The 1,780-nt window shown below is 51.9% G+C and carries 1 rRNA gene; it reads left to right on the top strand.

The features are described from left to right. Positions 1-153: 153 nt before the first annotated feature. A 16S ribosomal RNA gene (locus DTK66_RS10740) occupies positions 154-1,728 on the top strand. Positions 1,729-1,780 lie beyond the last annotated feature (52 nt).

The raw sequence follows: 1,780 nt of genomic DNA, 5'->3' as shown, positions 1-1,780 counted from the left end.
AGCCAACAGGTAGACCTTTGAAAACTGAACAAAGTTTCGACGAATCAAATGTGTAGGGTCTTCAATCACGATGTGATTTGAAGCAAAACATTTGCGAAGTCAATTCGCTTAATAACAAAGATAATAAAGAGCTTTTCAAGTTCTTATATAATTTTATATGAGAGTTTGATCCTGGCTCAGGATGAACGCCGGCGGTGTGCCTAATACATGCAAGTCGTACGCACTGGCCCAGCTGATTGACGGTGCTTGCACCAGATTGACGCTGGATACCCAGTGAGTGGCGGACGGGTGAGTAACACGTGGGTAACCTGCCCCGGAGCGGGGGATAACATTTGGAAACAGATGCTAATACCGCATAACAACGAAAACCACATGGTTTTCGTTTGAAAGATGGCATATGCTATCACTCTGGGATGGACCCGCGGTGCATTAGCTAGTTGGTAAGGTAACGGCTTACCAAGGCGATGATGCATAGCCGAGTTGAGAGACTGATCGGCCACAATGGAACTGAGACACGGTCCATACTCCTACGGGAGGCAGCAGTAGGGAATCTTCCACAATGGGCGCAAGCCTGATGGAGCAACACCGCGTGAGTGAAGAAGGGTTTCGGCTCGTAAAGCTCTGTTGTTGGAGAAGAACGTACCTGAGAGTAACTGTTCAGGTAGTGACGGTATCCAACCAGAAAGTCACGGCTAACTACGTGCCAGCAGCCGCGGTAATACGTAGGTGGCAAGCGTTATCCGGATTTATTGGGCGTAAAGCGAGCGCAGGCGGTTGCTTAGGTCTGATGTGAAAGCCTTCGGCTTAACCGAAGAAGTGCATCGGAAACCGGGCGACTTGAGTGCAGAAGAGGACAGTGGAACTCCATGTGTAGCGGTGGAATGCGTAGATATATGGAAGAACACCAGTGGCGAAGGCGGCTGTCTGGTCTGCAACTGACGCTGAGGCTCGAAAGCATGGGTAGCGAACAGGATTAGATACCCTGGTAGTCCATGCCGTAAACGATGAGTGCTAGGTGTTGGAGGGTTTCCGCCCTTCAGTGCCGGAGCTAACGCATTAAGCACTCCGCCTGGGGAGTACGACCGCAAGGTTGAAACTCAAAGGAATTGACGGGGGCCCGCACAAGCGGTGGAGCATGTGGTTTAATTCGAAGCTACGCGAAGAACCTTACCAGGTCTTGACATCTTGCGCTAACCTTAGAGATAAGGCGTTCCCTTCGGGGACGCAATGACAGGTGGTGCATGGTCGTCGTCAGCTCGTGTCGTGAGATGTTGGGTTAAGTCCCGCAACGAGCGCAACCCTTGTTACTAGTTGCCAGCATTAAGTTGGGCACTCTAGTGAGACTGCCGGTGACAAACCGGAGGAAGGTGGGGACGACGTCAGATCATCATGCCCCTTATGACCTGGGCTACACACGTGCTACAATGGACGGTACAACGAGTTGCGAACTCGCGAGGGCAAGCTAATCTCTTAAAGCCGTTCTCAGTTCGGACTGCAGGCTGCAACTCGCCTGCACGAAGTCGGAATCGCTAGTAATCGCGGATCAGCATGCCGCGGTGAATACGTTCCCGGGCCTTGTACACACCGCCCGTCACACCATGGGAGTTTGTAACGCCCAAAGTCGGTGGCCTAACCATTTGGAGGGAGCCGCCTAAGGCGGGACAGATGACTGGGGTGAAGTCGTAACAAGGTAGCCGTAGGAGAACCTGCGGCTGGATCACCTCCTTTCTAAGGAATAAAACGGAACCTACACAGCGGAGAAACTTTGTTTAGTTTTGAG

It is taken from the genome of Limosilactobacillus walteri, from assembly GCF_014830205.1.
Classification (GTDB): Bacteria; Bacillota; Bacilli; order Lactobacillales; family Lactobacillaceae; genus Limosilactobacillus; species Limosilactobacillus walteri.
Note: the sequence above shows the minus strand (reverse complement) of the source record. Positions and strands in the feature narration are given on the sequence as shown.